The sequence below is a fragment of the Sphingomonas sp. HT-1 genome, from assembly GCF_048568905.1.
In the GTDB taxonomy this organism is placed as follows: Bacteria; Pseudomonadota; Alphaproteobacteria; order Sphingomonadales; family Sphingomonadaceae; genus Sphingomonas.
Map to the genome: position 1 here is coordinate 3,077,516 of NZ_CP183770.1, position 15,043 is coordinate 3,092,558.

Below are 15,043 nucleotides of genomic sequence, written 5' to 3' on the forward strand. Positions count from 1 at the left end.
GGGGGTGAAACTTAGATCGGCGGCAGAGCAGGGGGAAGAATCGACCGCGCCACGACAACGATCGCCGCGACGACTGCAACGCCTGCCAGAACGGCAAGCACGCGACGCGGCGAAACGCGCGCGCCCGCAGCCGCGAGCACCGCCAGGCCCGTCGCCAACATGCTCCAGCAATGATAGCGATAGTCGGACGCGACACCGACCACGCCGAACGCCAGCTCGGCGAGCAATGCGGATAGCGCCAGGCTCACGGCGACGCCGCCCGGTCCGCTGCGCGCCGGCCAGGTGCAGAACAGCACCCCCAGCGCGATCGCAAACCACAGGATGGGGGCCCCGGCCGCGCTTTCCGCAAGCGTCGCTCCCAGCTTCTGGAAGCCCGTGATGCGCTTGGCAGGGGAGGCGAGGCCCAGACGGTTGGGCTCGCTGCCGCTCAGCGGCCCGGTGCCCGGCATGATAGCGGGCGTCCACAGCCGCATCTCGCTGTTCCAATGGGCGATGCGATGCTGGGCATAGGCCAGCGGATGCGCGGCGATCGCGGCCAGCCAGGCGTCGCGCAATTCGCCTCGCGGCGCAGTGCGCTGCAGCGTCGTGAGGATGTAGCCGCACGCTTCGTCATCCCCCAGCGGATCCCAGAGGATGGGCGTCAGGCACCCGCGGACCTCCGCGCGTCGCCACAGGCGGGCCGGCACCTGTGGCACCGCCGTTGGGCCGGCGTGATGGACGATGCCGCCCAGGTCGAACAGCGGCAGCGATCGCTCCACCCCGCTGGGCCGGGCTTCGAGCAGACGGTGGTTGATCGGTGCCAGCAGGAAGAGCACGGCCGCCGTCGCGGCGAGCACCACGGCCCCTTGCAGCCAGGGCCGCTCCCAGCGCCATCCGCCCAGCAGCCCGAACGCCAGCGGGATGGTGGCGAAGGCGGCATTGAACCGCACGAGCGTGGCATAGCCCAACAGGATCAGCACCAGCGCAGCCGCCCAGATCGGCAGGCGGCGATCGCCGAGCCGCCACCAGCTCGCGACGCCCAGCGCCGCAACCAGCGCGCCGACCATCTGGCCGTCCTTCAATACGGCGATTTGCCAGCCGAGCACCGGTGGCCACAGCCCGAACAGCAGCACGGCCAGCGCCGCCAGCGAACGTCCAGCGCGCGCCAACGCACCTGCAAACAACGCAAGGCCGCTCCAATAGAGCAGCAGTTGCAGCGCGAACATCGGCGCCTGCCCCTGCCATCCGGCGCCATGGAACAGCGCCCAGAGCCGCGCCATCGCCGGCGGGTGCCAGTCGTCATAGCGGCCGTCCAACAGCTGCCGATATTGAACCAGGCTGTCATAGCTCGCCACGCCCGGCCAGAAGAAGAACAGGGTGATCGCGGCGAGCAACGCGGCGATCACCATCGCCGATACTGCCTTGCGCCGTGGCCCGATCGGTACGCGGCGCAACGCTCGCCCGCCGCGGCCGCGCGGAGATCCGCCAAAGGCCGAGGAACGCGAACGATACATGGTCATCAGTCGATTTCCCGAGGGCAGGTGCTGGGCGCGCGAACCTTAGGCAGGATCGCCGCGCCGCGCCAGCACGCCCCGCACGGGATGGCGCGCACAATGGTGCGGACACCGCGATGTTCGGCAAGAGCCGCCGCTGCGAAGTTCACGCAAGTAAACCTGGAGTAGCTTGCAGAAGCGCATAATTAGAGTAGGATAAAGATGTAGATGCGAGTCGTCGCATTTGCCGGGTGGCAGCTAACCATAAAAGAACCAATTTGAACATGCTTGGCTATATCGGCCGAGTGTGCTTTTATTTGTCCAAACGACGGCTAACCTCGTCGAATATGTTGGTGCGTCCAAAATGGCAGGAGAGATGCAATGACGGTCTATGCGATCCAGAATCAATGGGGCGGAAGCAACGCGCCCTGGCATGAAGGTGGTATCTTCAATATCGGCAATCGTGCCGATCAGCGGCCCGTGGCGTTGGCAATTCAGTCGGGTGATGGCGGCAACAGCTTTTCCGGGACGATGACGTACCAGGGGGAAGGGCCGATCGGCGTGCGGGCCACGCTGGTCACCACGAATTGCTATCGTGTCGAAAACCAGTGGGGCGGCAGCAGCGCGCCCTGGCACGATGCCGGCCTGTTCCTGCTGGGCGCGCGCAACGGCCAGAACGCCGTCGCCTTCGATCTCCGCTCCGACGATCAGGGGCAGACGCTCACCGGCACCATGACCTACCAAGGTGAAGGCCCGATCGGCGTGAAGGCCGCGGTGTCGGATGGCGTCGCGTTCGATGCGCAGAACCAATGGGGCGGCAGCAGCGCGCCCTGGCATCCCGGCGGCCAATGGGTGATCGGCTGCCGGCCGGATCAGCCGGTGGTGGCGATCGACGTCACCAGCGGCGACGCGGGCAAGACGCTGGCGGGCACCATCACCTACAAGGGCGAAGGCCCGATCGGTTTCCGCGGAACCTTGATCATGGCCAACACCTATAGCGTGGTGAACCAATGGGGCGGCAACGATGCGCCCTGGCACCCGGGCGGCACCTGGGTGCTGGGCTGCCGAACCAATCAAGGCGTCGTGGCGATCAAGACGACCGGCAACGGCAGTCAGATCGACGGCACGATGACCTATCAGGGCGAAGGCCCGATCGGTTTGGAACTGCAGCGTTCGTCGCAGCAGGCGCTCGCCGACGCCTGATTATCGCAAGACCGGAAATGGCTCCGGCCCGGGGACCGCCCGGGCCGGAGTTTTTCTGCGTAGCTGGCAGCGTCGGAGGACGCCGCCGCCGGATCAGATATGCAGCGCCTTGCCGTATGCGCCCAGCACGGCCTCGTGCATCGTCTCGCTGATCGTCGGGTGCGGGAACACCGTTTCCATCAGCTCGGCCTCGGTCAGCTCGCCGGTCTTGCCGATCGTGTAGCCCTGGATCATCTCGGTCACTTCCGCGCCGATCATGTGCGCGCCGAGCAGCTCGCCGGTCTTGGCGTCGAACACGGTCTTCACGAAGCCTTCCGGCTCGCCGAGCGCGATCGCCTTGCCGTTGCCGATGAACGGGAAGTTGCCGACCTTGACCTCGTAGCCCGCCTCCTTGGCCTTGGCTTCGGTAAGGCCGACGCTGGCGATCTGCGGGTGGCAATAGGTGCAGCCAGGAATGTTGCGCGGGTCCATCGCGTGCGGGTGGCCGCCGTTGATGGCTTCCACCGCGATCACGCCCTCATGGCTGGCCTTGTGCGCGAGCCAGGGCGGCGCGGTGACGTCGCCGATGGCCCACAGGCCGTCGACATTGGTGCGGCAGGCGCCGTCGGTGACGATATGGCCGCGCTCGGTCTTCACGCCCAGCGTCTCGAGCCCGATATTCTCGGTGTTCGGCACGATGCCGATCGCGACGATGACGTGGCTGAATTCCTCGACGGTGACCTTGCCGTCCTTGTCCTTGATCGACGCCTTCACGCCGGTCGCCGTCACGTCGAGCTTGTCCACGCCGGTCTGAGTGAGGATGGTCATTCCCTGCTTCTTGAACGCCTTTTCCAGGTGTGCGGAGACGTCCTTGTCCTCCACCGGCACGATCCGGTCGAGCATCTCGACGATCGTCACCTTGGCGCCCATGTCGTTGTAGAAGCTGGCGAACTCCACGCCGATCGCGCCCGAGCCGATGACCAGCAGCTTGGTCGGCATCTCGGTCGGCGTCATCGCGTGGCGATAGGTCCAGATGCGCTTGCCGTCGGCCTTGGCAAAGGGCAGGTCGCGGGCGCGCGCGCCAGTGGCGACGATGATGTTCTTCGCCTCCAGGTCGGTCTTCTTGCCGTCGGCGGCGGTGACGGTCAGCTTGCCCTTCGCGGTCAGCACGCCGGTGCCCATGTGCACGGCGATCTTGTTCTTCTTCATCAGGTGCGTGACGCCCTGATTCAGCTGCTTGGCAACGCCGCGCGAGCGCTTCACCACCGCGTCCAGATCGGCGCTGATCTGATTCGCGATCAGGCCGTAATCCTCAGCGTGCTGCATATAGTGGAAGATTTCCGCCGAGCGCAGCAGCGCCTTGGTGGGGATGCAGCCCCAGTTGAGGCAGATGCCGCCGAGCAGCTCGCGCTCGACAATGGCGGTCTTCAGGCCCAGCTGGGCCGCCCGGATCGCCGCGACATAGCCGCCGGGGCCCGAGCCGAGAACGATGACGTCGTAGGATTCAGCCAAGGTTTGCTTCCTTCTGCTCCCTTCCCATCGGCAGGGGAGGGCTGGGGAGTACATAATGCGGAGCCGGCGAATTGCATGGGCCGCCCGGCTTCCGCGGGTGCGTTACGCGATCTGTTCCACCGGTCGCGGGCGCTTGTTCTCGTCGACGGCGACGAACACGAACTGCGCCTGGGTGACGAGGCAGCTTTCCTCGACATGCCGGCCGCGCCGCCACGCCTGGATCTCGATCGTCATCGAGGTGCGGCCGACCTTGACCAGCTCGGCATAGACCGAGACCTCGTCGCCCACCGCGACGGGGGAGTGAAATTTCATCCCCTCCACCGCCACCGTCACGGCGCGACCGCGCGAATAGCGCGAGGCGAAGAGGCCCGCCGCCATGTCCATCTGGCTCATCAACCAGCCGCCGAAGATATCGCCATAGGGATTGGTATCCGCCGGCATGGTTGTCACCCGGATCGCCGGCTGGCGATCGGGCGGGCCGCCCTGTTGATCAATCATCGCGAGCCTCCTGATTGCCGTGCAAGCGGGCACGATCCTCGGCATAGGCGCGCCGCAGCGGGCCGATGCCCATCGCTACCACCGCCACCATCGCGACATAGGCGACCAGCCAGATGTCGTGGGTGGCGCGGCGATAGGACCAGGCGGCGAGCGACGCGATCAGCACCGCCGCGAGCAGGCCCGCGACGATGTGTAGAACCTCGATCAGCACGCGCACCGCCCGGCTCCGATCAGGCAATCATGCCCATCGGGGCTTCGACGAGTTCCTTGAAGATCTTCATCATCTCGGCCCCGTCGGCACCGTCGATGGCGCGATGGTCGAAGCTGCCGGTGGCGCTCATCACCGTCGCCACGCCCAGCGCGTCGTCGATGATGTACGGGCGCTTCTCGCCCGCGCCGATCGCCATGATCATGCCCTGCGGCGGATTGATCACCGCCTCGAACTGCTTGATGCCGTACATGCCCATGTTGGACAGGCTGGCGGTGCCGCCCTGATATTCGTGCGGCTGCAGCTTGCCCTCGCGGGCGCGGGCGGCGAGGTCCTTCATCTCGGTCGCGATCGCCGAGACGCTCTTGTTCGCCGCATCCTTGACGATCGGGGTGATCAGGCCGGTGGGCGTCGACACCGCAACCGACACGTCGGCGCGATTGTACTTGATCAGCTTGTCGCCGGTGAAGGTGACGTTGCACTTCGGCGTGCGCGCAAGCGCGACACCCAGTGCCTTGATCAGCAGATCGTTGACCGACAGCTTCACGCCGCGCGCTTCAAGCGCCTTGTTGAGCTCACCGCGCAGCTTGAGCAGCGCGTCGAGGCGGATGTCGACGGTGAGGTAGATGTGCGGGACGGTCTGCTTCGATTCGGTGAGGCGACGCGCGATCGTCTTGCGGATGTTCGAGAGCTTCTCTTCCTCGTGGGGGATCGAGTCGTCGAACCAGACGGCCTTGGTCTCGGTGCTCGCGGCCGGCGCGGCAGCCGGTGCGGCGCTGGCGGCCGGAGCGGTGGCGGCGGGGGCGGCGGCCGGAGCGGCGCCGGGCTTGGCGCCTTCGACGTCGGCCTTGACGATGCGGCCGTTCGGGCCCGAGCCGCTCACGCCGGCGAGGTCGACGCCCTTGTCGGCGGCGATGCGGCGGGCGAGCGGGCTCGCCTTGACGCGCGAACCCGAAGCGGCGGCGGGCTGCGCCGTCGCCGCAGGTGCCGGAGTCGGCGTGGGCGCCGGTGCGCTCGCGGCCGGTGCCGGGGCGGGCGCAGGGGTCTGGCTCGGCGCGGGGGCGGCGCTGGCGGACGACACGTCCTCGCCTTCGCCGGCGATCACCGCGATCACGGTGCCGACCTTCACATTATCGGTCCCTTCGGCGACCAGGATCTTCCCGATCACACCTTCGTCGACCGCTTCGAATTCCATCGTCGCCTTGTCGGTTTCGATCTCGGCAAGCAGGTCGCCGGATTTCACCGTGTCGCCTTCCTTGACGAGCCACTTGGCAAGCGTGCCCTCCTCCATGGTGGGAGAAAGTGCCGGCATCTTGATTTCGATTCCCATGAAGGTTCCCGTCGTTGGTCCTGGGGTGGCTGGCATCTCCTTTGCCGCCGTAAACCCTAGGGTCAAGCCCCGGTCTTGCGCTGTGGCCCGCGGCGGTCCACCTAACGCGGGATTGCGAGGAAGGCCCCCATGCGCACCTATCTGGTGGTGATCGATGATTCGCCCGAGGCCGAAATCGCGCTGCGATTCGCGGCGCGGCGCGCTGTAAAGACCGGCGGCAACGTCGAAATCCTGGCCCTTATTCCCCCCGCAGAATTCGTCCAGTGGGGCGGGGTGATGGCGACGATCGAGGAGGAAGCGCGCGAACGCGCCGAGGCGCTGGTGATGCGCGCGGCCGGCACGCTGTTCACCGAATCCGGGCTCACGCCGTCGATCACCGTACGCGAAGGCGATGGTCCGAAGGTGGTGCGCGAGATGCTGGCGGCCAATCCGGACGTGGCGGCGCTGGTGCTCGGCGCGGCGCCCAGCGGTGCGCCGGGCAAGCTCGTCGCGCACTTCACCGGCGCCGATGCCGGCAAGCTCACCGTGCCCGTGATGATCATCCCGGGTTCGCTGGACATGGATGCGATCGATCGGTTGAGCTGAACCGATTGACCGAAGCGCCCGGCCGCGCCAGCATAAGCCCATGCGCATCCTCGCTCTTTTGCCGCTCGCCCTGCTCGCCAACCCCGCTGCGGCACAGGATCGCCCCGATCCCGCGCGCCTGAAAGCGACGGTGGAAAAGCTGGTCAGCTTCGGCACTCGACACACGCTTTCGGATCCGGATCATCCCACGCGCGGCATTGGCGCGGCGCGGCGGTGGTTCGGCGGCGAACTGGCGAAGATCGGCACCGCCTGTGGCGGCTGCATCGAAACGAGCGAGGTCGCGCGCGCGTTCAAGGGGCCGCGTGCGCCGAACGGTGTGCGGATCGTCGATGTGCTCGGCATCCAGCGCGGCAGCGAGCCGAACCGCGTCGTGATCGTCATGGGCCATATCGACAGCCGCGTGACCGACGTGATGAACGCCACCGCCGATGCACCGGGCGCCAATGACGATGCCTCGGGCGTCGCGCTGGTGCTGGAGGCGGCGCGGATCCTGTCGAAGCACAAGTTCAAGGCGACGATCGTCTATGCGGCGCTCTCGGGCGAGGAGCAGGGGCTCTATGGCGGGCAATTGCTCGCCGAAACCGCCAAGGAACGCGGCTGGACCGTATCGGCGGTGCTCAACAACGACATCGTCGGCAACACCATCGGCCAGGACGGCCGTCGCGTGGCGGACCGCGTTCGCGTCTTCTCCGAAGGTGCGCGGGATTCGGAGACGCTCGCGGAGGCGAAGTCGCGCCGCGCCGATGGCGGTGAGGATGACGGCCCCAGCCGCGCGCTGGCCAAGGCGATCCGCGGCGTCGCTGCCGCCGATGCCAAGGGATTGAAGGTGCTGATGGTCCGCCGCCCGGATCGCTTCGGGCGCGGCGGCGATCATTCGCCGTTCCTCGCGCTCGGCTATCCGGCGGTGCGCTTCTCGGTCGGTGTCGAAAATTACGATGCGCAGCATCAGGATCTCCGCACCGAGTCCGGCAAGGTCTATGGTGACACGGTCGACCGGATGGACTTCCCTTATCTCGCCAAGGTGACGGCGCTCAACATCGCCACGCTGCGCCGCCTTGCCAGCGCGCCGGCCGCCCCCACGCCGGTGGTGATCGGCGGTGCGCTCGCCACCGACACCAGCGTCAAATGGCCGGCAGTGCCCGGCGCGGCGAAATACCGCGTCTATTGGCGCGCCGCCGATGCCGATGCCTGGAGCCGGCATGTCGATGTACCCGGAAGCCAGACCGAAACGGCGTTGAAGGGCGTGATCGTCGACGATAGCTTTGTCGGCGTCTCCGCCATCGCTGCCGATGGGGCGGAAAGTCTGGTGAGCTTCGGCGGCCGCGCCGCGCCGCGCTGATCTCCTAACGCAGACAATTGAACCCCGGCGCTTCAAGGTTCATAGGGAGCGCAATGCGGGGGCGTATCAGAAGTGTAAGGCAGCGTAATCATGCTCGCAACCCAAGCCGCCATTGACGACCCCGCCACCCTGCTGGTGGTGGATGACGACCGCGACATCCGCCTGCTGCTCGCCAACAGCTTGGGTGCGCGCGGATATCGCGTCGAAACCGCGTCGAACGCGCGCGACATGGATCAGATTCTCGAAACAACGCCGGTCGATCTCGTGATCCTCGACGTGATGATGCCGGGCGAGGACGGGCTCTCCGCCTGCCGCCGCATCGCCACGCCCGACGGCCCGGACGTGATCCTGCTGAGCGCGCTGGGCGAGGAACAGGATCGCATTCTCGGGCTGGAGGTGGGGGCGAGCCATTATCTGCCCAAGCCGTGCAGCCCGCGCGAGATCCTTGCGACGGTGCGTGCCGCGCTGCGCAAGCGCGGCACCGCGCCCACCTCGCCGAGCGGCGATGTTTACAGCTTCGAAGGCTGGCGTATCGATCTGGGCAGCCATGAACTGTTCGATCCGCAGGGAGTGCTGGTGGGCCTTACCGACGGCGAATTCGCCGTGCTGCGCGTGTTCATCGAACGGCCGCGCCGGGTGCTGTCGCGCGAGGCGCTGCTCGCGGCCGCGCGCGGGCCGGATTCCGATGCCTATGATCGCGCCATCGACGTGCAGGTCAGTCGCCTGCGCCGCAAGCTGCGCGCCGGCGGCGACGAGATCATTCGTACGGTGCGCAACGAAGGCTATCTGTTCGTGCCGCGCGTCCTGCGCGCGTGAGCCAGGGGACTGCGGCGCGTTCGCCGCTGTTCCTGCGCATTTTCCTGCGGATGCTCGCCTGTGTCGGCGTCGTCCAGCTGCTCAATCTCGGCTTGTTGTTCGCCATTCAGCTGCCGCGGGCGAAGCTCTACACGGTCGGCCATGTCGCGCAGGCGATGCACCACCCGGAAGCGCCGCCGGATGGCTTCGGGGTCAACATCGTCGCGGATGTCCGCCCGCAACCCTGGAACCCGCGAATCGAGCGAACCCAGCTGGCGCTCGCCACCGCGCTGGGCGTCGCACCCGATCGCGTCATCTTCCGGTTTCCACCCGGCTTTCTGCAACGCCAGCCGGTCTATGATCGCTCCAGCGTGCCGCGAACGCCGCCGCCGGCGAGTCGCGCCGCCGCGCAGGATGTGGTGATCGCCGGCCCGTTCGAAGCGTCGCTGCGCCTGCCCGATGGGCGTTGGCGGACGGTTTCCACGCGCGAGGGGCTGGAGCCCTGGCGCTTGCTCTTCCTTGCCTGGCTGGCGCTATCTGCCGTTGCAGTCGCGCCCTTTGCCTGGGCGCTGGCGCAGCGCTTCGCGCGGCCGATCGGCGCCTTTGCGGCGGCGGCGGAACGGCTCGGCCGCGATCCGCGTGCGCCGCCGATCGAACTCGACGGCCCCGCCGAAATCGCAGAGGCCGCACGCGCCTTCAACGACATGCAGGCGCGGCTGAATCGCTATGTCGACGACCGCGCCACGATGATCGCTGCCGTCGCCCACGATATGCGGACGCCGCTGATGCGGCTCGGTTTGCGCATCGAGGATGCGGAGCCGGGCATACGGGCCGCCTGCGAAAACGATATTCGTGAAATGCAGGCGATGCTTTCGGCGGTGATGGCCTATGTCCGCGAAACCAGCCGGATCGGCATGCGACGCACGCTCGACCTGCGCTCGCTGGCCGAAACGGTGGTGGACGAGGCTGCGGATCGCGGCGCGGCGGTGACGCTGGCGCCCGGCGATCCGCTGGTGATCGAAGGCGATCCGGTCGCGCTGAAGGCGATGCTCGCCAACCTTGTTGGCAATGCGGTCAAATATGCCGGTGCAGCCGACGTGGCGTTGCTGGTCGCCGAGGAAGCGGTGATCCATGTCGCCGATCGCGGCCCCGGCATCCCCGATGCGGATATCGAGCGCGTGTTCGATCCCTTCTTCCGTGGAGAGCGTTCGCGCAATCGCGACACGGGCGGCATGGGGCTGGGCCTGGCAAGCGCACGCGCCACGGCACGGGCGCATGGCGGCGACATCGTGCTTGAAAACCGCGCCGGCGGTGGATTGATCGCAACGGTGACGCTGCCGCACTAGGGCGCCGCGCGAATCTACGACCTCGACTTGCTGGTTCGCCGCCAACTTTGTTGATAACGCTACCGAATGTACGGCGGGCAAGCGCCGCGACGAGGAGGAGCAGGATCATGGGAACGCGACGCGACGTGCTCGGCGGGATCGGCGCGGGCGTGCTGGCGAGCACGCTGGGCGGTTCGGCCTGGGCGCAGGGCAAGCGCAAGCTCGGCTATGCCGTGGTCGGCCTGGGCAGCTACGCCACCAATCAGATCATGCCGCGGATCAAGGACTGCGAATTTGCCGAGCTGAAGGCGCTGGTCAGCGGCACGCCGGCCAAGCTCGAGAAGTACGGCGCGCAGTACGGCATCCCCAAGACGCACTGGTACAGCTACCAAGATTACGATCGGATACGCGACAATCCGGATATCGACCTTGTCTACGTCATCCTGCCCAACAGCCTGCATGCGGAATATTCGATCCGCGCCAGCCAGGCCGGCAAGCATGTGCTGTGTGAGAAGCCGATGGCGACCTCGGTCGCGGAATGCCAGGCGATGATCGCCGCGGCGAAAAAGGCCGGCAAGAAGCTGATGATCGGCTATCGCAGCCGGTTCGAGCCGCACAATCTGAAGGCGATCGAAACGGTGCGCTCCGGCGCGCTGGGCAAGCCGACGCTGATCTTCGCCGAGCATGGTTTTCCGATTTCGCCCAACCAGTGGCGATTGGACAAGCCGATGTCGGGCGGCGGATCGATGATGGATATCGGCATCTACAGCCTGAACGCTGCCCGCTATCTCGCCGGTGAGGAGCCCATCGCGGTAAGCGCGATGGAGTTCACCGATCGCAGCGATCCACGCTTCAAGACGGTGGAAGACCGGATCGACTGGCAGTTTCGCTTTCCCAGCGGCCTGATCGCCAATTGCGTGTCGAGCTATAGTTCGGCGCACAATGCGTATCGCGTCACCGGCAGCAAGGGGTGGGTCGGGCTCGAGCCCGCCACCTCCTATCAGGGGCAGGAGATGTGGACGCGGATCGGCGGCAAGCGCGAGCAACTGGTGTTGCCCCAGCCGCCGAAGAACCAGTTCGTCGGCCAGCTCGATCACCTGGCCGAGTGCGCCATCTCCGGTCGCGAACCGATCGTCTCGGGCGAGGAGGGCTTGCGCGACATTCGGCTGATCGAAGCGATTTACCGCTCGGCCCGCGAACAGCGCACGATCACGCTGGCATGAAGCGTCGGGACGTGTTGGCGGCGGGTGCGGTGCTTGCCGCATCTGCCTGGACTCCGCTCGCCCGCGCCGCTCGGCCGCTGGCTGCCGATCACCGCGCTCGCATCCAGGCGCTGATCGGGCAGATGACGCTCGCCGAAAAGGTCGGGCAGATGAACCAGATCGCGGGCGGGCGGCAGAAATCGCTCAACTCTAAGCTCGACGCGGCGATGCTCGATCGGGTGCGCAAGGGCGAAATGGGCTCGTTCCTCCACGTCGCGGGTGCGGAGCCGCTCCGCGACTTGCAACGCGTCGCAGTGGAGGAATCGCGGCTCAAGATTCCGCTCTTGTTCGCGATGGACGTGATCCATGGCTATCGCACCATCCTGCCGGTTCCCCTGGCATTGGCGGCGAGCTGGGATCCCAAGGTCGCCGAGCAGGCGGCGCGGATCGCGGCGGAAGAGGCTTGGGCGGCGGGGCTGCACTGGACCTTCACGCCGATGGTCGATGTCGCGCGCGATCCCCGCTGGGGTCGGGTGGTCGAAGGCGCGGGAGAGGACGCTTATCTCGGCAGCCGCATCGCCGAAGCGCAGGTCGCCGGTTTCCAGGGTGCGGATCTCGCCAAGGGCGTGCGAATGATGGCCTGCGCCAAGCATTTCGTCGGCTATGGCGCGGCGAGCGGCGGGCGCGATTATGACAGCGCTGACATTGGTCCGCGCACCCTCAACGAGGTCTATCTTCCACCCTTCCACGCCGCGGCGCGGGCGGGGGCCGGCAGTTTCATGACCGCGTTCAACGATCTCGACGGCGTGCCGATGACTGCTCATGCCGATCTGGTGCGCGGCTTCCTGCGCGCGCGCTGGAACTATCAAGGTCTGGTGGTGAGCGATTGGAACGCCATCCGCGAACTGGTCAATCACGGCATCGCTGCCGATGCGCGCGAAGCGGCGGTGCTGGCGCTCAAGGCTGGGGTGGACATGGACATGGCGAGCGGCAGCTACGCCACCTACCTTGCCGAAGCCGCCACGGCCGATCCGGGCCTCGTGCCGCTGATCGACGAAGCGGTTGGGCGCATCCTTGCTGCCAAGGCGCGGCTGGGTCTGTTCGACGATCCCTATGGTTTCGGCGATCCGGCGCGCGACAAGGCGCCGCTGCGGCGTACGGAAGCGCGTGATCTTGCGCGGCGCTCGGTGGTGCTGCTGCGCAACGAAGGCGCGGTCCTCCCGCTCAAGCCGGATGCCAAGCTTGCGCTGATCGGCGCCCTGGCCGACGACGCCTCCTCGGCGATCGGATCGTGGCGCGCGCGCGGGCAGGCGGCCGACGCGGTAACGCTCAAGACCGCGCTGGCCGGCGCAGAGTATCAGCCCGGTGCCGACATCGCGGCGGCGGTCGAAGCGGCAAAGCGCGCCGACGTGGTGCTCGTCGCAATCGGTGAGGATTTCGATCGTACCGGCGAAGCGCGCAGCTATGCCGATATCGGTCTTCCCGGCACGCAAGGCGCGTTGCTGGAGGCGCTCAAGGCGACGGCCAAGCCGATCGTCGCAATTCTGATGGGCGGCCGGCCGCTCGCGCTCGAACGCGAATTGACCGGTGTGCCAGCGGTTTTGCAGACTTGGCTACTGGGCGTCGAGAGCGGGCCGGCGATAGCGGAAATCCTTTCCGGCAAGGCCGCGCCCGGTGGTCGTCTTCCCATCGGCATGCCGCGCAAGACCGGCCAGTCGCCGCAAAGCTATGCGCATCTGCCAACCGGCCGCCCGGCGAACCCGGATCTTGCAGTCGATAGCGCGCGCTATCACGATACCGACATCGGGCCGCTCTTCGCCTTCGGCCACGGTCTCAGCTATGGCGACATCGCATATGGCCCGCTGACGCTCAGTGCGGAGACGCTGGCGCCGGGCGGTCGCGTCACTGCCTCGGTGCAGGTCACCAATCGTGGCACATCGGCGGCGGAGGAGGTGGTACAGCTCTACGCGAACGATCCGGTCGCCGCGGTGTCGCGGCCGGTGGCGGAACTGCGCGGCTTTGCGCGCGTGCCGCTGAAGCCGGGGCAGAGCCGCACCGTGCGCTTCACCCTCACGCCCGAACAGTTCGCCTTCTGGCGTGACGGCACATGGATCGTCGAAGCCGGCGAGATACGGCTGATGGTCGGCGCTTCCTCGGCCGATTTGCGCGGGGAGGCGAAGTTCCACATCGCGGCAGGTTCGGAGGGGCAGGTGCCCGCGGCCTCGCTCGCTACCAAGGTGGAGATCGCATGATGGGCGAGCCCTGGAATACGCTGGCGATCGTCACCGCCAGCATCGCGGCGGTCATCCTGCTGGTGTTGCGGCTGAAGCTGCAGCCCTTCGTGGCGCTGCTGCTGGTGGCGCTGATAACCGGCCTTGTCTTCGGCAACGATCCGCAGGCGGTGATCGCGGCGATCCGCAAGGGCACCGGCGAGGCGCTTGGCTTCGTCGCGGTGGTGATCGGCCTCGGCGCCGTGCTGGGCGGGATGCTTGAAGCCTCGGGCGGCGTCCAGGCGATCGCGCGGCGGCTGCTGGACCTGTTCGGGGAAAAGCGCGTCCCCTGGGCGCTCACTGCAATCGGTATCGTCGTCGGCATTCCGCTCTTCTTCGACGTCGCCTTCATCATCCTGGCGCCGCTGCTCACCACGCTGGCGGTACGCGCCGAGCGGCGCGTCACCTATTTCGCGCTCCCGCTGCTCGCCGGCCTGATGACGATGCACGCGCTGCTGCCGCCGCATCCGGGGCCGGTGGCGGTCGCCGAACTGCTCCAGACCGATTATGGCCGCATGGCGCTCTATGGCCTGATCTGCGGTATCCCCTCCGCGATCCTTGCCGGCCCGGTCTTCGCCAAGCTGGCGCATGGCGCGCCGGGCTATGGTACGATCGGCGCTCCGCCAATGCTCGACGAAGGCGCGCCGCAGACGCACGCGGTGGGGTTCTTGCCGGCGCTCGCGGCCATGCTCCTGCCCTTGGCCCTCATCCTGACCGGCACGGTGGCCGGCGAGACGATGGCGCCGGGGCTTGCGCGTTCGACGCTGGTGTTCCTTGGGCACCCCTTCACCGCACTGGTGATCGCGGTGATCGGCGCGATGCTGTGGCTGCGCCTGGTGGCGGGCGCCGGCTTCGAAACGCTGTCGAAGATCAGCACCCGCGCGCTTGAACCGGCGGGCCTGATGGTCCTCATCATCGGCGCAGGCGCAGCGTACAAGGAAGTGCTGATTCAGTCGGGCGCGGGTCAGCAGATCACCCAGGCGGTGACCGCGGCCCAGGTTTCGATCCCGGTCTTCGCCTTCCTCCTCTCCGCCTTCGTTCGGGTGGCGCAGGGCTCGGCAACCGTCGCCATGGTCACCGCCGCCGGCCTGGCCGCCCCGCTGATCGGGGCGGCGGGGCTCAGCCCGGACCGGATCGCGCTGGTCACCGTCGCGATCGGATCGGGCGCGACGATCGCAAGCCATGTCAACGACACGGGCTTCTGGCTGGTGAAGCAATATCTCGGGCTCACCGAGGCACAGACCTTTCGCAGCTGGACGCTTGGTGCCACCATTGCGGGACTGACCAGTTTCGCCATGGCGCTGCTGCTATGGCCGTTCGTCTGA

13 protein-coding genes are annotated in these 15,043 nt (G+C 67.3%); 8 read left to right on the plus strand and 5 right to left on the minus strand.

What is annotated here, in order from left to right; all coding sequences use genetic code 11:
• Positions 1 to 11: 11 nt before the first annotated feature.
• Entirely contained in the window at positions 12 to 1,499 is a 1,488-nt protein-coding gene (locus ACNFJ7_RS14335; protein WP_236704420.1) for a hypothetical protein, read from the minus strand.
• Between the two features lie 354 nt (positions 1,500 to 1,853).
• Between ACNFJ7_RS14335 and ACNFJ7_RS14340 the strand changes: the two genes are divergently transcribed.
• Complete coding sequence (locus tag ACNFJ7_RS14340) at positions 1,854 to 2,675, plus strand: hypothetical protein (RefSeq protein WP_019369738.1); 822 nt, start codon at positions 1,854 to 1,856, stop codon at positions 2,673 to 2,675.
• 93 nt (positions 2,676 to 2,768) lie between these two features.
• On the opposite strand, the gene lpdA is transcribed toward ACNFJ7_RS14340, so the two are convergent.
• From lpdA to ACNFJ7_RS14360, 4 genes are all read right to left on the minus strand, one after another.
• Entirely contained in the window at positions 2,769 to 4,166 is a 1,398-nt protein-coding gene (gene lpdA / locus ACNFJ7_RS14345; RefSeq protein WP_019369739.1) for a dihydrolipoyl dehydrogenase, read from the minus strand.
• A gap of 102 nt (positions 4,167 to 4,268) precedes the next feature.
• Entirely contained in the window at positions 4,269 to 4,664 is a 396-nt protein-coding gene (locus tag ACNFJ7_RS14350) for an acyl-CoA thioesterase (RefSeq protein ID WP_010544042.1), read from the minus strand.
• Positions 4,657 to 4,902 carry a hypothetical protein gene (locus tag ACNFJ7_RS14355; RefSeq protein WP_236704419.1) on the minus strand — a complete coding sequence of 82 codons (246 nt, stop codon included), beginning with the start codon at positions 4,900 to 4,902 and terminating at the stop codon, positions 4,657 to 4,659. The genes ACNFJ7_RS14350 and ACNFJ7_RS14355 overlap by 8 nt, the downstream gene beginning before the upstream one ends.
• Positions 4,895 to 6,202, minus strand: coding sequence for a pyruvate dehydrogenase complex dihydrolipoamide acetyltransferase (locus tag ACNFJ7_RS14360; RefSeq protein WP_019369741.1), 1,308 nt, complete (start codon positions 6,200 to 6,202; stop codon positions 4,895 to 4,897). Before ACNFJ7_RS14360 ends, ACNFJ7_RS14355 begins: the two co-directional genes overlap by 8 nt.
• A 129-nt stretch (positions 6,203 to 6,331) precedes the next feature.
• Between ACNFJ7_RS14360 and ACNFJ7_RS14365 the strand changes: the two genes are divergently transcribed.
• From ACNFJ7_RS14365 to ACNFJ7_RS14395, 7 genes are all read left to right on the plus strand, one after another.
• Positions 6,332 to 6,787 (plus strand): universal stress protein, encoded by a 456-nt coding sequence (locus ACNFJ7_RS14365; protein WP_019369742.1) that lies wholly within the window; start codon positions 6,332 to 6,334, stop codon positions 6,785 to 6,787.
• Positions 6,788 to 6,827: 40 nt separating this feature from the next.
• Complete coding sequence (locus ACNFJ7_RS14370; protein WP_019369743.1) at positions 6,828 to 8,126, plus strand: M20/M25/M40 family metallo-hydrolase; 1,299 nt, start codon at positions 6,828 to 6,830, stop codon at positions 8,124 to 8,126.
• A gap of 90 nt (positions 8,127 to 8,216) precedes the next feature.
• On the plus strand, positions 8,217 to 8,942 hold the full coding sequence (locus tag ACNFJ7_RS14375) for a response regulator (protein WP_019369744.1): 726 nt from the start codon (positions 8,217 to 8,219) through the stop codon (positions 8,940 to 8,942).
• Positions 8,939 to 10,267 carry an ATP-binding protein gene (locus tag ACNFJ7_RS14380; RefSeq protein WP_019369745.1) on the plus strand — a complete coding sequence of 443 codons (1,329 nt, stop codon included), beginning with the start codon at positions 8,939 to 8,941 and terminating at the stop codon, positions 10,265 to 10,267. The genes ACNFJ7_RS14375 and ACNFJ7_RS14380 overlap by 4 nt, the downstream gene beginning before the upstream one ends.
• Positions 10,268 to 10,374: 107 nt before the next feature.
• Positions 10,375 to 11,469 (plus strand): Gfo/Idh/MocA family protein, encoded by a 1,095-nt coding sequence (locus ACNFJ7_RS14385; RefSeq protein ID WP_019369746.1) that lies wholly within the window; start codon positions 10,375 to 10,377, stop codon positions 11,467 to 11,469.
• The gene (locus tag ACNFJ7_RS14390; protein WP_019369747.1) at positions 11,466 to 13,700 is read left to right on the plus strand and encodes a glycoside hydrolase family 3 N-terminal domain-containing protein; all 2,235 of its coding nucleotides are present in this window, start codon (positions 11,466 to 11,468) and stop codon (positions 13,698 to 13,700) included. The genes ACNFJ7_RS14385 and ACNFJ7_RS14390 overlap by 4 nt, the downstream gene beginning before the upstream one ends.
• Complete coding sequence (locus tag ACNFJ7_RS14395) at positions 13,697 to 15,043, plus strand: gluconate:H+ symporter (protein WP_236704437.1); 1,347 nt, start codon at positions 13,697 to 13,699, stop codon at positions 15,041 to 15,043. The genes ACNFJ7_RS14390 and ACNFJ7_RS14395 overlap by 4 nt, the downstream gene beginning before the upstream one ends.